13 protein-coding genes are annotated in these 15,208 nt (G+C 61.4%); 3 read left to right on the top strand and 10 right to left on the bottom strand.

Features of this window, described 5'->3' with window-relative positions; translation table 11 throughout:
- Window positions 1–195 precede the first annotated feature (195 nt).
- On the top strand, window positions 196–1,536 hold the full coding sequence (locus GIW02_RS04130) for a hemolysin family protein (protein ID WP_236410457.1): 1,341 nt from the start codon (window positions 196–198) through the stop codon (window positions 1,534–1,536).
- A 148-nt stretch (window positions 1,537–1,684) separates the two neighbouring features.
- On the opposite strand, the gene GIW02_RS04125 is transcribed toward GIW02_RS04130, so the two are convergent.
- From GIW02_RS04125 to GIW02_RS04095, 7 genes are all read right to left on the bottom strand, one after another.
- Window positions 1,685–2,593, bottom strand: a complete 909-nt coding sequence (locus GIW02_RS04125; protein ID WP_236410458.1) for a response regulator — start codon at window positions 2,591–2,593, stop codon at window positions 1,685–1,687.
- Window positions 2,594–2,761: 168 nt separating this feature from the next.
- Complete coding sequence (phoU, locus tag GIW02_RS04120; protein WP_105521289.1) at window positions 2,762–3,523, bottom strand: phosphate signaling complex protein PhoU; 762 nt, start codon at window positions 3,521–3,523, stop codon at window positions 2,762–2,764.
- A 70-nt stretch (window positions 3,524–3,593) separates the two neighbouring features.
- Entirely contained in the window at window positions 3,594–4,427 is an 834-nt protein-coding gene (gene pstB, locus GIW02_RS04115; RefSeq protein WP_236410459.1) for a phosphate ABC transporter ATP-binding protein PstB, read from the bottom strand.
- A 204-nt stretch (window positions 4,428–4,631) separates the two neighbouring features.
- Window positions 4,632–6,302: a phosphate ABC transporter permease PstA gene (gene pstA, locus GIW02_RS04110; protein WP_236410460.1), complete on the bottom strand. Its 1,671-nt coding sequence runs from the start codon at window positions 6,300–6,302 to the stop codon at window positions 4,632–4,634.
- A 15-nt stretch (window positions 6,303–6,317) separates the two neighbouring features.
- Entirely contained in the window at window positions 6,318–8,351 is a 2,034-nt protein-coding gene (locus GIW02_RS04105; RefSeq protein WP_236410494.1) for an ABC transporter permease subunit, read from the bottom strand.
- Window positions 8,352–8,836: 485 nt separating this feature from the next.
- Window positions 8,837–9,820 (bottom strand): phosphate ABC transporter substrate-binding protein PstS, encoded by a 984-nt coding sequence (locus GIW02_RS04100; protein WP_236410461.1) that lies wholly within the window; start codon window positions 9,818–9,820, stop codon window positions 8,837–8,839.
- Between the two features lie 323 nt (window positions 9,821–10,143).
- Window positions 10,144–11,433 (bottom strand): MFS transporter, encoded by a 1,290-nt coding sequence (locus tag GIW02_RS04095; RefSeq protein WP_236410462.1) that lies wholly within the window; start codon window positions 11,431–11,433, stop codon window positions 10,144–10,146.
- 240 nt (window positions 11,434–11,673) lie between these two features.
- On the opposite strand from GIW02_RS04095, the gene GIW02_RS04090 reads away from it, so the two are divergent.
- Both GIW02_RS04090 and GIW02_RS04085 read left to right on the top strand, forming a co-directional pair.
- Window positions 11,674–12,078 (top strand): acyl-CoA thioesterase, encoded by a 405-nt coding sequence (locus GIW02_RS04090; RefSeq protein ID WP_003176975.1) that lies wholly within the window; start codon window positions 11,674–11,676, stop codon window positions 12,076–12,078.
- A 57-nt stretch (window positions 12,079–12,135) separates the two neighbouring features.
- Window positions 12,136–13,035 carry a D-hexose-6-phosphate mutarotase gene (locus GIW02_RS04085; protein ID WP_236410463.1) on the top strand — a complete coding sequence of 300 codons (900 nt, stop codon included), beginning with the start codon at window positions 12,136–12,138 and terminating at the stop codon, window positions 13,033–13,035.
- Window positions 13,036–13,156: 121 nt separating this feature from the next.
- Here the strand turns inward: GIW02_RS04085 and GIW02_RS04080 are convergent, their stop codons facing one another.
- The 3 genes from GIW02_RS04080 to GIW02_RS04070 all read right to left on the bottom strand — a co-directional run bounded on the left by GIW02_RS04080 (window position 13,157) and on the right by GIW02_RS04070 (window position 15,208).
- On the bottom strand, window positions 13,157–13,693 hold the full coding sequence (locus GIW02_RS04080) for a DUF3299 domain-containing protein (protein ID WP_236410464.1): 537 nt from the start codon (window positions 13,691–13,693) through the stop codon (window positions 13,157–13,159).
- Window positions 13,694–13,770: 77 nt separating this feature from the next.
- A complete protein-coding gene (locus GIW02_RS04075) occupies window positions 13,771–14,016 on the bottom strand; it encodes a GlsB/YeaQ/YmgE family stress response membrane protein (protein WP_005792540.1) in 246 nt (81 codons plus the stop codon).
- Between the two features lie 106 nt (window positions 14,017–14,122).
- A complete protein-coding gene (locus GIW02_RS04070; protein ID WP_236410465.1) occupies window positions 14,123–15,208 on the bottom strand; it encodes a 5-(carboxyamino)imidazole ribonucleotide synthase in 1,086 nt (361 codons plus the stop codon).

Here is a 15,208-nt window from a genome sequence, read left to right as displayed (position 1 = left end):
ACTGATACACCGCCTTCGCGAGCAAGCCCGCTCCCACATTGGTCATGCGCCGTTTCCAGGTATGCATTCCACGCCCCACCCGGCAGCAGGCACTAGGCAAGCGCCCCGTCAGCCGCTACATTGGCCGACTTGCGCCTGCCCTTCAGGCCCTTCTGTCACCCCTTATTGAACACACGGAACCTGCAAAACCCCATCATGGACCCTTCCCCTGGTATCACCTTCGCCACACTCTTTGCCGACTTCGGCATGATTCTTTTTGCACTGATCCTGGTACTGCTCAACGGTTTCTTCGTTGCGGCGGAATTTGCCATGGTCAAACTGCGCTCCACCCGGGTAGAGGCGATTGCCCATACCAACGGCTGGCGTGGGCAGATCCTGCGCACGGTGCACAGCCAGCTCGACGCCTACCTGTCGGCCTGCCAGCTGGGTATCACCCTCGCCTCCCTGGGCCTGGGCTGGGTCGGTGAACCGGCCTTCGCGCACATCCTTGAGCCGCTGTTGGGCGCCATGGGTGTCGAGTCGCCGGAAGTGATCAAGGGCGTGTCGTTCTTTGCGGCGTTCTTCGTGATTTCCTACCTGCACATTGTGGTCGGTGAGCTGGCGCCCAAATCCTGGGCGATTCGCAAACCCGAGCTGCTGTCGCTGTGGACCGCGGTGCCGCTGTACCTGTTCTACTGGGCCATGTACCCGGCGATCTACCTGCTCAACGCCAGCGCCAACGCGATCCTGCGCATCGCCGGCCAAGGCGAGCCAGGCCCGCACCATGAGCACCATTACAGCCGTGAAGAACTCAAGCTGATCCTGCACTCCAGCCGTGGCCAGGACCCGAGCGACCAAGGCATGCGCGTGCTGGCCTCGGCCGTGGAAATGGGCGAGCTGGAAGTGGTCGACTGGGCCAACTCCCGGGAAGACTTGGTAACCCTGGACTTCAACGCGCCGCTCAAGGAAATCCTTGCGCTGTTCCGTCGCCACAAGTTCAGCCGCTACCCGGTGTATGACGCGGTGCGCAACGAGTTTGTCGGCCTGTTGCACATCAAGGACCTGCTGTTGGAACTGGCAGCCCTGGACCACATCCCCGAGTCGTTCAACCTGGCCGAGCTGACCCGCCCGCTGGAGCGCGTGTCACGTCACATGCCGTTGTCGCAGTTGCTGGAACAGTTCCGTAAAGGCGGCGCGCACTTCGCCCTGGTGGAAGAAGCCGACGGCAAGATCATCGGCTACCTGACCATGGAAGACGTGCTGGAAGTGCTGGTGGGCGACATCCAGGACGAACACCGCAAGGCCGAGCGCGGCATCCTCGCCTACCAGCCGGGCAAACTGCTGGTACGTGGCGACACGCCGCTGTTCAAGGTGGAACGCCTGCTGGGTGTCGACCTGGACCACATCGAAGCCGAAACCCTGGCCGGGCTGATCTACGACACCCTCAAGCGGGTGCCCGAAGAAGAAGAAGTGCTGGAGGTTGAAGGCCTGCGGATCATCATCAAGAAGATGAAAGGGCCGAAAATCGTGCTGGCCAAGGTGCTGTTGCTCGATTGAGCAGCAACACCCTGGGCTAAACCATCAGGATCAACAGGTGGGAGCGGGCTTGCTCGCGAAAGCAGGGTGTCAGTCACCTGAGAGGTTGACTGATACACCGCCTTCGCGAGCAAGCCCGCTCCCACATTTGTTCTGGGCGCTGTGTAGATCACGCACCCGGCACAAAATGCTTCTGCGCCGTACCGCGGGCGATCAGGCGGGAGATGTAGTCCAACTTCTGCGCGTCCTGGTCGATGAACCGGAAGGTCAGTTGCAGCCAGTCGCTGTCAGGCTTGGGTTCGAAGGCGACGATGGCGTGCAGGTAGCCGTTGAGGCGAGCCACTTCGGCGTTGTCGCCTTGCTCAAGGTCGAGTACCGCGCTTTCCAGCACCTGAGGCAGGACTTCACTGCGACGTACCACCAGCAGCGCCTCCTTGATGCTCAGCGCCTTGATAACGCATTGCTGGGTGCCGCTGGACAGGCGCAGTTGGCCTTGGCCACGACCGGCCGCTGGCGCTGCACTCGGGGCTTGCACGGGTGGGCTGTTGAGCAAGCCTTTGCTGGGCGCAGGCGCAGCCGCCGCCACTGGGGCCGCGCGCACGGCTTCCGGCTTGCCACCGGTCAGCGCGCTCAGGGAGTCATTGCCGAACGCCGAGTTCATCTTGGTCGGTGCGCTGGCAACCAGCGCGTCCAGACGGCCGATCTTGTGCAGGGCCTGCTTGACCTTGTTCAACAACTGTTCGTTGGTGAACGGCTTGCTGACGTAGCCGGAAACGCCGGCCTGGATAGCCTGAACCACGTTCTCTTTGTCGCCACGGCTGGTCACCATCACGAATGGCATCGCCTTGAGGTGCGGTTGCTCACGGCACCAGGTCAACAGCTCGAGGCCGGACATCTCGGGCATTTCCCAGTCGCACAGCACCAGGTCGAACGTCTCGCGCATCAGGATGGCCTGGGCCTTTTTGCCGTTCACCGCATCTTCAAGCTTGATCCCGGGAAAGTAGTTGCGCAGGCACTTCTTCACCAGGTCGCGGATAAACGAGGCATCATCCACCACCAATACACTGACTTTACTCATCGACCCTTCATCCTATAAAAACCTTGGCACGCAGTACGCCTGACTGATGGCATTTTGCCAAAACTCTGCAGTCACGTTCGGACTTTATTGCACCCGATACGCAAAAAATTCAGCTGCCCCAAACGAAAACGCCCGGCCTAAGGCCGGGCGTTAATTTCTCGGGCAACCTTACTTATCGTCAGTTTCGCCCGGAACATTAGGGGTTTGGTCGGCCGAACCTTCAACTTCGGCTTTCATGCGCTTGAGGCCCATGTGCCGTACGTCGGTACCGCGAACCAGGTAGATCACCAGCTCGGAGATGTTGCGCGCGTGGTCGCCGATGCGCTCCAGGGAACGCAGCACCCAGATGATGCTCAAGACCCGCGAGATAGAGCGCGGGTCTTCCATCATGTAGGTGGCCAGCTCACGCAGGGCGGTCTTGTACTCACGGTCGATAACCTTGTCGTACTGGGCCACCGACAACGCGAGATCGGCGTCGAAGCGCGCAAAGGCGTCGAGGGCATCACGCACCATGTTGCGCACCTGGTCGCCGATGTGGCGCACTTCCACGTAACCCCGTGGCGCTTCACCTTCTTCGCACAGCTGGATGGCGCGGCGGGCGATCTTGGTGGCTTCGTCACCGATGCGCTCCAGGTCGATCACCGACTTGGAAATGCTGATGATCAAACGCAGGTCCGAGGCCGCCGGCTGGCGACGGGCCAGAATGCGCAGGCATTCTTCGTCGATGTTGCGTTCCATCTGGTTGATCTGGTCATCGATCTCACGCACTTGCTGGGCCAGGCCCGAGTCGGCCTCGATCAGCGCAGTCACGGCGTCGTTGACTTGCTTCTCCACCAGCCCGCCCATCGCCAGGAGGTGGCTGCGCACTTCCTCAAGCTCGGCGTTGAACTGCGCGGAGATGTGGTGGGTAAGGCCTTCTTTGCTAATCATGTTGGCGTCCTTGGAGCGTCCGGTAAGGTGCGGAGAACCGCAGCGTCAGTGCAATCAGAACCACAGCTTCCTAGCCGTAACGACCGGTGATGTAGTCTTCGGTCTGCTTCTTCGCCGGATTGGTGAACAGGGTATCGGTATCGCCGAACTCCACCAGCTTGCCCATGTACATGAACGCGGTGTAGTCGGAAACACGCGCCGCCTGTTGCATGTTGTGGGTCACGATGACGATGGTGAACTTGGATTTCAGCTCGTAGATCAGCTCTTCCACTTTCAGTGTCGAGATCGGGTCGAGTGCCGAGCAAGGCTCATCGAGCAGCAGTACTTCCGGCTCCACCGCGATGGTCCGCGCGATCACCAGACGCTGCTGCTGGCCGCCGGACAAGCCGAGTGCCGAGTCATGCAGGCGGTCTTTGACCTCGTCCCACAGCGCCGCGCCTTTGAGGGCCCACTCGACCGCTTCGTCGAGGATGCGCTTCTTGTTGATGCCCTGGATACGCAGGCCGTAAACCACGTTTTCGTAGATGGTCTTGGGGAACGGGTTGGGCTTCTGGAACACCATGCCCACACGGCGACGCAGCTCGGCCACGTCTTCGCCCTTGCGGTAGATGTTGGTGCCGTAGAGGTTGATGGCGCCGTCAACGCGGCAGCCGTCCACCAGGTCGTTCATGCGGTTGAAGGTACGCAGCAGCGTGGACTTGCCGCAACCGGACGGGCCGATAAAAGCCGTCACGCGCTGCTTGGGGATGTTCATGCTGACGTCGAACAGCGCCTGTTTTTCACCGTAGTACAGGCTCAGGCCCGGCACTTCGATGGCCACAGTTTCCTGGGCCAGGCTCAGGCTCTGCTTGTCGCGACCCAGGGCGGACATGTTGATGCCGTGGGAATGGGTTTCGTGTTGCATGGGATGCTCCCTGTGCTACCAATTCGTTGTGTTGAACCGCAGGCTTCTGGATCGGCTGGCGGCTTACTAAAAATCTGTGTCTGGCGCGGTTCAGTGTGGGAGCGGGCTTGCTCGCGAAAGCGGTATGTCAGTCAGCACATGTGTTTCTGATACACCGCTTTCGCGAGCAAGCCCGCTCCCACATTGAGTCCGCGCTCACTTCAATTAACTGTCCAGCGCTTTGTATTTTTCGCGCAGGTGGTTACGAATCCACACCGCCGACAAGTTGAGCGTGGCGATCACCAGTACCAGCAGCAAGGCAGTGGCGTACACCAGTGGCCGTGCGGCTTCGACGTTGGGGCTCTGGAAGCCGACGTCATAGATATGGAAGCCCAAGTGCATGATCTTCTGGTCCAGGTGCAGGTACGGGTAGTTGCCGTCCAGCGGCAGCGACGGCGCCAGTTTCACCACACCCACCAGCATCAGCGGCGCCACTTCACCGGCGGCACGTGCCACGGCGAGGATCATGCCGGTCATCATCGCCGGGCTGGCCATCGGCAGCACGATCTTCCACAGCGTTTCCGCCTTGGTCGCGCCAAGTGCCAGGGAACCTTCACGCACCGTGCGAGGAATCCGCGCCAGGCCTTCTTCCGTGGCCACGATCACCACCGGCACAGCCAGCAGCGCCAGGGTCAGCGAGGCCCACAACAGGCCCGGGGTACCAAAGGTCGGCGCCGGCAAGGCTTCGGCGAAGAACAGGCGGTCAACCGAGCCCCCCAGTACATACACGAAGAAGCCCAGGCCGAACACGCCGTAAACGATAGCCGGTACGCCGGCCAGGTTGTTCACGGCGATGCGGATAATCCGGGTCAGGGCGTTCTGCTTGGCGTATTCACGCAGGTACACCGCCGCCAGCACGCCGAACGGCGTCACGATCATCGCCATGATCAGGGTCATCATCACGGTGCCGAAAATCGCCGGGAAAATCCCGCCTTCGGTGTTGGCTTCCCGTGGGTCATCACTGAGGAATTCCCAGACCTTGCTGAAGTAGAAGCCGATCTTGGTCATCGTGCCCATGGCGTTCGGCTGGTAGGCGTGCACCACTTTGCCGATGCCGATTTCCACTTCCTTGCCGTTGCCATCGCGGGCGGTCAGCGAGTCGCGGTTGAACTGGGCATGCAGGTCGGCCAGGCGCGCTTCGATGTCCTGGTAACGCGCATTCAGCTCGGCGCGGCCGGAGTCCATGTCGGCTTGGGCGGCGGCGTCGAGCTTGCCTTCCAGTTCCAGTTTGCGACCGTGCAGGCGGATGCGCTCCAGGCCTGCGTTGATCGCGCCGATATCGGTTTTTTCCAGGCTCTTGAGCTGGGCGGCCAGCGCGTTGACGCGGTCGACGCGGGCTTGCAGCTCCGGCCACGCGGCTTCGCCTTGCGCGATGATCTTGCCATCCTGCTTGACGTTGACCAGGGTGCCGTAGAAGTTGCCCCACTCACGACGCTCGATCGCCATCAGTTCCACCGGCTTGGTCTGGTCTTTCAACCACTCGCCGACGATCCAGGTGAAGTCGTTGCCGTTCAAGTCCCGGTTGCCGACCTTGATCAGCTCGCGGGTCATGAATTCCGGGCCTTGGTCCGGCACAGGCAGGCCCGCGCTTTTCAGGCGTTCGCGGGGTACTTCTTCTTTCTGCACCACTTCGCCGATGACGATATGGTTTTCCTGGCCCGGTACGCTGTAGTTGGCCTGGATCAGGTCAGCCGGCCAAAAGTGGCCCAAACCACGTACCGCAATCACAGCCAGCAAACCAATGGTCATGATGACCGCGATGGACACCGCGCCACCGCTGATCCAGACGCCAGGGGCGCCGCTCTTGAACCATCCATTCAGGGAGTTCTGTTTCACAGACTTCTACCTTTCTTAAAGCGACGAGTATTTCTTGCGCAGACGCTGACGGATCAGCTCGGCGAGGGTGTTCATGACAAAGGTGAACAGCAGCAGCACCAGCGCCGAGAGGAACAGCACGCGGTAGTGACTGCCGCCCACTTCCGACTCGGGCATTTCCACCGCGACGTTGGCTGCCAGGGTGCGCAGGCCTTCGAACAGGTTCATCTCCATCACCGGGGTATTACCGGTGGCCATCAGCACGATCATGGTTTCACCCACTGCGCGGCCCATGCCGATCATCAGCGCCGAGAAAATACCCGGGCTGGCCGTCAGGATCACCACACGGGTCATGGTCTGCCACGGCGTAGCGCCCAGGGCCAGCGAGCCCAGGGTCAGGCCACGCGGCACGCTGAACACGGCGTCTTCGGCGATGGAGTAGATGTTCGGAATGACCGCGAAACCCATGGCCAGGCCGACCACCAGGGCGTTGCGCTGGTCGTAGGTGATGCCCAGGTCGTGGGAGATCCACATGCGCATGTCGCCGCCGAAGAACCAGGTTTCCAGGTACGGGCTCATGTACAGCGAGAGCCAGCCCACGAACAGGATCACCGGAATCAGGATCGCGCTTTCCCAGCCATCGGGAACCCGCAGGCGCAGCGACTCAGGCAGGCGGCTGAAGATAAAGCCGGCGACCAGGATGCCAATCGGCAACAGCATCAGCAGGCTGAAAATCCCCGGCAGGTGCCCTTCCACATACGGCGCCAGGAACAGCCCGGCGAAGAAGCCGAGGATCACCGTCGGCATCGCTTCCATCAGTTCGATCACCGGCTTGACCTTGCGGCGCAGGCTCGGGGCCATGAAGTAGGCGGTGTAGATCGCGGCGGCAACGGCCAGCGGTGCGGCCAGCAGCATGGCGTAGAACGCGGCCTTCAAGGTACCGAAGGTCAGCGGGGCCAGGCTCATCTTGGGTTCGAAGTCGGTGTTGGCGGCGGTCGATTGCCAGACGTATTTAGGCTCGTCGTAGTTTTCGTACCAGACCTTGCTCCACAACGCGCTCCAGGACACTTCCGGGTGCGGGTTATCGAGCAGCAACGGCTGCAGCTTGCCGCCGGCTTCGACGATCACACGGTTGGCCCGTGGCGACATGCCGAACACGCCCTGGCCGTCGACCACCGGGTCAACCAGCAGGGTGCGGTGCGCGGTGCTGTGGAACACGCCGAACTTGCCGGACGCGTCGAGGGCGGTGAAGCCTTTGCGACGCTCTTCGGCGGTAATCTCGACGATCGGCGCGGTGCCCATCTGGAAGGTACGGATCTGCTTGAAGCGCTGCTCGCCATCCGGGTCACGGGCCATGAACCACTGGGCCAGACCGCCTTTGGAGTTACCGATGATCAACGAAATGCCGCCCACCAACTGCGTGCTGGCGGTAATTTCGGCGTTGCCATCTTCCAATAATTTGTATCGACCGTTAAGGCTCTTGTCGCGCAGGCTGAAGACATCAGCGAGGGCACGACCATTGATCACATACAACCACTGTTGGCGCGGGTCGATGAAGATCGCCTTCACCGGTTCGGTCATTTGCGGCAGCTCGATACGCTTCTGCTCGCTGGTAACTTCGCCGGTCATCATGTTTTCTTCGCGGCTCAAGGACAGCACATTCAAGTGCGCGCCGGCCGAACCGGCTACCACCAGCGCGGAGTCGGTGGCGTTGAGCGCTACGTGCTCCAGCGGGCGACCCGCGTCGTCCAGCACGATCGGCGTATCACCGTAAGGGTATTCGATCGCCGGGGTGATGGTTTTCTTGCCGTCCGGGTAAGACACCTTGTAGGTGTGGCGGAACACCAGAGACTGGCCATTGGACAGACCAAGGATCACCAGCGGGCTGCCCGGTTGATCCTCACCGATGGAGGCAACGCTGGTACCGGCGGGAAGTGGCAGGTCGACGCGCTTGAGTTCAGCGCCGGTGTCGACTTCAAAGAACAATGCCTGGCCCTTGTCGGAAACCCGCATGGCGACCTGGTTCTGTTCTTCCATGGAGATCAGCAGCGGCTTGCCGGCGTCCTGCAACCAGGCCGGCGTCAAGGCGTCTTCCTTGGTCAGCGACGCGCCCTGGAACAACGGCGCGACCACGTAGGCCAGAAAGAAGAAGATCAAGGTGATAGCGCCGAGGACGGCGAGGCCGCCCACCAGCACGTACCAGCGGGTCAGGCGATCCTTGAGCGCGCGGATGCGGCGCTTGCGTTGCAGCTCAGGCGTATTGAAATCAATGCGCTTGGGGGGAGAAGTCGTCGTCATGGTGGAATTGGCCAGATCATTCATGCGCACACCCTAGCGATCCTGTATGACAGAAAGATGACAATGCAGTGACGCAGAAAATCCGCCGCGTAGCGGTGCAGGCAGCGGACTAAAAAATGAGAGGTGCAGGCGGGCTGTTGTGGGAGCGAGCTTGCTCGCGATTGCAGTGTGTCATTCGACACAATGGCGGCTGATACACCGCCTTCGCGAGCAAGCCCGCTCCCACAGGGCCCGCTGCTACACCCGGTATTACAGGCTTAGTTGCCTTCTTTCAGACCCAGGTCAGCCAGTGCCTTGGCGGCAACTTTGGCGGGCAGTGGGATGTAGCCGTCTTTCACTACAACTTCCTGGCCCTGCTTGGACAGCACCAGTTTCACGAACTCAGCTTCCAGCGGGGCCAGTGGCTTGTTCGGGGCTTTGTTGACGTAAACGTAGAGGAAGCGCGACAGCGGGTATTTGCCGTTCAGGGCGTTTTCTTCGCTGTCTTCGATGAAGTCAGTGCTGCCTTTCTTGGCCAGGGCCACGGTCTTCACGCTGGCGGTCTTGTAGCCGATGCCCGAGTAACCGATGCCGTTCAACGAGGAACTGATCGACTGCACAACCGAGGCCGAGCCTGGTTGTTCGTTCACGTTTGGCTTGTAGTCACCTTTGCACAGGGCTTCTTCCTTGAAGTAGCCGTAGGTGCCGGATACCGAGTTACGACCGAACAGCTGAACCGGCTTGTTGGCCAGGTCGCCGGTCACACCCAGGTCACCCCAGGTTTTGACGTCGGCTTTGGCGCCGCACAGACGAGTCGAGGAGAAGATCGCGTCGACTTGTTCCATGGTCAGGTGCTGGATCGGGTTGTCTTTGTGCACGAACACCGCCAGGGCATCCACGGCAACCGGGATAGCGGTTGGCTTGTAGCCGTACTTCTGCTCGAAGGCAGCCAGCTCGGTGTCCTTCATCTTGCGGCTCATCGGGCCCAGGTTGGAGGTGCCTTCAGTCAACGCAGGTGGCGCGGTGGCGGAACCGGCAGCCTGGATCTGGATGTTGACGTTCGGGTATTCCTTTTTGTAGCCCTCAGCCCACAGGGTCATCAGGTTAGCCAGGGTATCGGAACCGACGCTGGACAAGTTGCCCGACACACCAGTGGTCTTGGTGTAGCTCGGGATAGCTGGGTCAACAGCGGCGAACGCGTTAGCAGTCGCAACGCCAGCAGCGACAAAAGTCATAGCCGCCATCAAACGCTTCAGTTTCATGCCTTACTCCTAGCAGATAGGGATAGTTGGATCGGGGCCAAGTATCGGTAGGCCGTGTGAACACTCTATGTCTGGAATATGACAATTAGATGAAAGGCCAGTATTGGCAGAGCGCGCTGCTGGAGGGAGAAGACCCCATGGAGACGGGACTTGCGAGGACGTTGAAGCGTTTACCTGGAAATACCCTGTAATCGTTGTACAGCACACAACCCGTGGCGAGCGAGCTGGCTCGCGCTGGAGTGCGTAGCGCTCCCGCCTTTCGGGGCCCGCTACGCCGCCCAACGGGAGCAAGCTCCCTCGCCACAGGGGTTATCGGTCAGTGGTTAACGCCCGCGCTTCCACAGGTACCCGCCGACGACCATGCCCATCACACACAGGACAGCCACGTAGTAGGCAGGGCCCATCGGGCTTTCCTTCATCAGCAATGACACCGCCAGCGGCGTCAGGCCGCCGAAAATGGCGTACGCCACGTTGTAGGAAAATGACAGCCCACTGAAGCGCACCACCGGTGGGAAGGCTTTAACCATGACGTAGGGCACCACGCCGATGGTGCCGACGAACAGCCCGGTCAAGGCGTACAGCGGGAACAGCCAGTCAGGGTGGGTGATAAGGCTGTGATAGAGGGTCCACGAGGTTGCCAGCAACAGCGCGCAACCGACGATCAGCACACGGCCTGCGCCGAAGCGGTCAGCCAGGGCGCCGGAGGCGATACAGCCCAGGCTCAGGGTCACGATAGCCAGGCTGTTGGCTTGCAGCGCAACGGTCGCGCTGAAGTGGTAGACGGTCTGCAGCACGGTCGGGGTCATCAGGATGATGACGACGATACCGGCCGACAGCAGCCAGGTCAGCAGCATCGACAGCACGATGGCGCCCCGGTGGTCACGCAGTACGGCACGCAAGGGCAACTCGGCGGCCAGGGTCTTGCGTTGCTGCATCTCGGCGAAGATCGGCGTTTCATGCAGCCAGCGGCGCAGGTACACCGACAACAGGCCGAACACACCGCCGAGCAGGAACGGGATCCGCCAGGCGAAATCCGACACCTGCTCCGGGCTATAAATAGTGTTGATCGCGGTAGCCACCAACGAACCCAGCAGGATGCCGGCGGTAAGGCCGCTGGTCAGCGTGCCGCAGGCGTAACCGATATGGCGCGGCGGCACGTGTTCGGAGACGAACACCCAGGCGCCTGGCACCTCACCGCCAATCGCCGCGCCCTGGATGACGCGCATCAGCAGCAACAGCAGCGGTGCCCACAGGCCAATCTGCGCGTAGGTCGGCAGCAGGCCCATGATCAGGGTCGGCACGGCCATCATGAAGATGCTCAGGGTGAACATTTTCTTGCGGCCCAACAGGTCACCGAAGTGCGCCATGATGATGCCGCCCAGCGGACGTGCCAGGTAGCCAGCGGCGAAGATGCCGAACGTCTGCATCATGCGCAGCCATTCGGGCATGTCCACGGGGAAAAACAGTTTTCCGACCACGGTGGCGAAAAACACGAAAATAATGAAATCATAAAATTCCAGCGCCCCGCCCAAGGCAGACAGCGACAGGGTTTTGTAGTCGTTGCGGGTCAGCGGGCGCGACGGTTGCGCACTGCTTGCGGGCACGGAGGACATGGCAAGGCTTCTCTTATTAGTCAGGACGGCAGATCCGAGGGGCTGGCTGGGCCAGGACGGGTTCGGCAAGATAGCAAATCGCTTGGAAAAGCACATCAGAAGCACAGTTGCCGGAAAAACCCGCCATACAGCCGCCAATTGCCGACCAAATCAACTACAGACGGTCGTCGCGGCGCCAGGGTGTCGATATACTCGGCCCACGCACGCGCCAGACCCGCAGTCTTGAGAGGCATTCACGGCATGATCGAACTCGAACAAGAAGACCCTATCCCGCAAGGCGATCTCGCCCTGCAAATCACCGCACTCCCGCGTGAAACCAACGGTTTCGGCGACATCTTCGGCGGCTGGCTGGTCGCGCAGATGGACCTGGCCGGCACCGCGATGGCCAGCAAGGTCGCAGGCGGTCGAGTGGCCACCGTGGCCATTGATCGCATGGCATTTCTGGTTCCGGTCGCGGTGGGCGCGCAGCTGTCCTTCTATACCCAGGCCCTGGAAATCGGCCGCAGCTCGATCCAGATGATGGTCGAGGTGTGGAGCGACGACCCGCTGTCCAGCGAATGGCGCAAGGTCACCGAGGCGGTGTTCGTGTTCGTCGCCATCGATGGCAGCGGCCGCACGCGGTCGGTGCCGTCGCGCGCACGTTAAACCTCGCCGGGTTTTGACGGTCAATTGCCCCATTGCCTGCCATGAAGAGTGCTTTGTATGCCTACGCCCCACGTTGAAAGCGTGAAAATCGACGAGCTGGACTGCTGGCGCATCCGCCACAACGGTGCCGAGCTGATGGTGGCCCAACAGGGCGCGCATATTTTCAGCTACCAGCGCGCAGGCGAACAGCCGTTGATCTGGCCGAACCCCGAGGCGGTGTTCAAGCAGGGCAAAGGCATCCGCACCGGTGTTCCCGTGTGCTGGCCATGGTTTGGCGTGTTTGATCGTAACCCGCAAAGCGTGAAGGCGATGCGCCAGAGTGAGCAGCCGGCTGGCGCCCATGGTTTTGTGCGCACGGCGCTGTGGGAACTGGCGGGCACTGCGCTTGAAGGCCAAGCCTTGCGCGTTGACCTGCTGCTGCCGGTGCCTGCGGGCGGCTTTGCAGGCTGGCCCCATCAGGTCGACCTCACGCTGAGCCTGCTGCTGGACGATCAGCTGCACATCCGCCTGACCAGCCATAACCGTGGCACCGACACCGTGACCCTCAGCCAGGCGCTGCATACCTACTTCGCCGTGAGCGATGTGCGTAACGTGCAAGTCGAAGGCCTGGACGGCACGGCGTATATCGATACCGCCGATGGCTGGTCCGAGAAGACGCAATCCGGCTTGCTGCACTTCACCGCCGAGACGGATCGCATCTACCTCGATACACCCGCGCAGCTGAATATTGTCGATAAAGACTGGCAGCGCCGTATTCAGCTGACCGCCGAGGGCTCGAAGTCGACGGTGATCTGGAACCCCTGGACCGAACGCGCCAAGGCCTTTGACGACATGGCCGACGATGGCTGGCAGGGCATGCTGTGCATCGAGACGGCGAATGTACTGGATGATGTGGTTGAGCTGGCGCCAGGCGAAAGCCACACCTTAGGTGTGAGCATCACAAGTATCGCCCTGTAAACCGGGATCAAAATGTGGGAGGGGGCTTGCCCCCGATGGCGGTGAATCAGTCACCAGAGATAGTGACTGACACTCAGCCATCGGGGGCAAGCCCCCTCCCACATTGATTCTGTGTTGCGGTTTAGAGATCCGACTCCTTCACCACCCTCACCTTGCCGGCATCCAATGCATAGGCAGCATCGGCCAAATCGTTATTCACCTTCTCCACCTTCAACGTGCCCGTGACCCACAGCGGCGTGTAGATATCATCCAGCTTCAACCCCTTGGGATACCGCACCAACACCAACTGGTTGGGCGGCGGCGGCGGCACGTGGATGCACGCGCCCGGGTACGGCACCAGGAAAAACAGCGTGCTGCGGCCCTTGGCGTCGGTTTCCAACGGCACCGGATAACCACCGATGCGGATATTCTTGCCGTTCATGGCCGCCACGGTCTTGGTGGAATACATCACCGCCGGCAAGCCTTTGCTTTGCTTCAAGCCACCTTTGTCGGTGAAGGTGCCTTGGGCTTCGGGGGAGTTGTGGTCGATCTCGGGCATGGCCTCGAGGGCCTTCTGGTCCGACAGTGGCATCAAGTCGAGCCAGTCGGTTTCCGGCAGTTCGCCGGCGTGCGCCAGGCCAGTGCCCAGCAAGAGGAGAGTCAACAGAAAACGGCGCATGGAGAGGCTCGGCAAGTACAAGTGCCGAGCATTCTAGCCCTCTGCGCTTGCGCAGCGCAGAGGACTTTGCAGGCTGATTACTTCTTTTTGATCAGACCGTAGATCACCAGCAGCACAATCGCGCCAACCAGTGCGCCGATAAAGCCCGCGCCCTGGCCAGCCTGGTAGATACCCAGCGCCTGACCACCGTAGGTCGCGGCCAGGGAGCCGGCGATACCCAGCAGGATGGTCATGATCCAGCCCATGCTGTCGTCGCCTGGCTTGAGGAAACGCGCGAGCAGACCGACGATCAAGCCGATGAAGATGGTTCCGATGATACCCATGGCATTTCCCTCTGATTGAATATGAGTCATGCCAAAGCCTAGACAGGCTTTGGCATCCTGCAATCAGAGGATGGCGGTCACCGAATGGTTCCCGCCAGGCCCGGGCTTATTGCTCGGCGATCAGCGTTTGCACCTTGAGGATCTGCGCTTCGAGCGTGACACGGTCCTTGCAACGCAGGTTGGCGTGACCGACCTTGCGCCCGACCTTGAAGGCCTTGCCGTAGTGATGCAGGTGGCAGTCATCGATCGCGATAACCTGCTCCACCGGCGGCACAACCCCGATGAAGTTGAGCATGGCGCTCTCGCCGACCTTGGCCGTGGAACCCAGCGGCAAGCCCGCAACCGCGCGCAGGTGGTTTTCGAACTGGCTGCACTCGGCGCCTTCGGTGGTCCAGTGCCCGGAGTTGTGCACACGCGGGGCGATTTCGTTGGCCTTGAGGCCACCGTCGACTTCAAAGAACTCGAACGCCATCACGCCGACATAGTCGAGCTGCTTGAGCACGCGGCTGGAATAGTCTTCGGCCAGGGCCTGCAGCGGGTGCTCGGTGCTGGCCACGGACAGCTTGAGGATGCCGCTGTCGTGGGTGTTGTGCACCAACGGGTAGAAGCGCGTCTCGCCATCACGGGCCCGCACGGCGATCAGCGACACTTCGCCGGTGAACGGCACGAAGCCTTCCAGCAGGCAGGCAACGCTGCCCAGCTCGGCGAAGGTGCCGACCACATCGGCAGCGGTGCGCAGGACTTTCTGGCCCTTGCCGTCGTAACCCAGGGTACGGGTTTTCAGCACCGCCGGCAGGCCGATGCTGGCGACGGCAGCGTCCAGGTCTGCCTGGGACTGGATGTCGGCGAAGGCCGGGGTCGGGATACCCAGGTCCTTGAACATGCTCTTCTCGAACCAGCGGTCGCGCGCAATGCGCAGCGCTTCGGCGCTCGGGTACACCGGTACGAACTGCGACAGGAACGCCACGGTTTCGGCCGGGACACTTTCGAACTCGAAGGTCACCAGGTCGACCTCCTCGGCCAGCTGGCGCAGGTGATCCGGGTCGCTGTAGTCAGCGCGCAGGTGTTCACCCAATGCGGCGGCGCAGGCGTCCGGCGCCGGGTCCAGGAACGCGAAGTTCATTCCCAGCGGAGTACCCGCCAGGGCCAGCATACGGCCCAGTTGGCCGCCACCGATTACACCGATTTTCAT

Origin of the sequence: Pseudomonas syringae, assembly GCF_021606685.1 — a bacterium.
GTDB classification, from domain to species: Bacteria; Pseudomonadota; Gammaproteobacteria; order Pseudomonadales; family Pseudomonadaceae; genus Aquipseudomonas; species Aquipseudomonas syringae_R.
This window is presented reverse-complemented; position numbering and strand designations above follow the sequence as displayed.

Excerpts from the sequence above, each read along its gene's own strand:
- GIW02_RS04095 (WP_236410462.1), bottom strand. The coding sequence starts at position 11,433 with ATGTCCTCCGTGCCCGCAAGCAGTGCGCAACCGTCGCGCCCGCTGACC.
- phoU (WP_105521289.1), bottom strand. The coding sequence starts at position 3,523 with ATGATTAGCAAAGAAGGCCTTACCCACCACATCTCCGCGCAGTTCAAC.
- GIW02_RS04125 (WP_236410458.1), bottom strand. The coding sequence starts at position 2,593 with ATGAGTAAAGTCAGTGTATTGGTGGTGGATGATGCCTCGTTTATCCGC.
- GIW02_RS04100 (WP_236410461.1), bottom strand. The coding sequence starts at position 9,820 with ATGAAACTGAAGCGTTTGATGGCGGCTATGACTTTTGTCGCTGCTGGC.
- GIW02_RS04070 (WP_236410465.1), bottom strand. The coding sequence starts at position 15,208 with ATGAAAATCGGTGTAATCGGTGGCGGCCAACTGGGCCGTATGCTGGCC.
- GIW02_RS04075 (WP_005792540.1), bottom strand. The coding sequence starts at position 14,016 with ATGGGTATCATCGGAACCATCTTCATCGGCTTGATCGTCGGTCTGCTC.
- pstB (WP_236410459.1), bottom strand. The coding sequence starts at position 4,427 with ATGCAACACGAAACCCATTCCCACGGCATCAACATGTCCGCCCTGGGT.
- GIW02_RS04090 (WP_003176975.1), top strand. The coding sequence starts at position 11,674 with ATGATCGAACTCGAACAAGAAGACCCTATCCCGCAAGGCGATCTCGCC.
- GIW02_RS04080 (WP_236410464.1), bottom strand. The coding sequence starts at position 13,693 with ATGCGCCGTTTTCTGTTGACTCTCCTCTTGCTGGGCACTGGCCTGGCG.
- GIW02_RS04085 (WP_236410463.1), top strand. The coding sequence starts at position 12,136 with ATGCCTACGCCCCACGTTGAAAGCGTGAAAATCGACGAGCTGGACTGC.
- GIW02_RS04130 (WP_236410457.1), top strand. The coding sequence starts at position 196 with ATGGACCCTTCCCCTGGTATCACCTTCGCCACACTCTTTGCCGACTTC.